The organism is Vibrio sp. 10N.222.55.C6, from assembly GCF_041473395.1.
Lineage (GTDB): Bacteria > Pseudomonadota > Gammaproteobacteria > Enterobacterales > Vibrionaceae > Vibrio > Vibrio crassostreae_C.
This window is the reverse complement of the sequence record NZ_JBFRSD010000149.1, coordinates 1-244: the sequence shown is the minus strand read 5'-3', so window position 1 is coordinate 244 and position 244 is coordinate 1. Positions and strand designations below refer to the sequence as shown.

The following is a 244-nucleotide window of genomic DNA, read 5'->3' as shown; positions in this document are numbered from 1 at the left end:
TGTTTGAGTAACACATCGTAACGTTCAATCAGCTTTAAAAAGACTTCTGCTGGCGTGGGCAGAATGAAGCTCGGCATCTCGAAGATAACCACAACTAACTGCCATAAACCGAGAATCACAGCACTGCTGATAAGCAAACGAACAACAGGATTCATCTGACGATGGCGTGTAGTGGCAGCCTGTCCGTTAGTTGAATGAGCTACAGCTCCACTTCGCGTTAGATCATGCATAATCACGCTCCAAC

General features: G+C 46.3%; 1 pseudogene. It reads right to left on the bottom strand.

From position 1 onward, the window contains the following. Positions 1-230 (bottom strand): annotated as a pseudogene (locus AB4486_RS22975) (ABC transporter permease); the annotation flags it as partial. Positions 231-244: the final 14 nt, after the last annotated feature.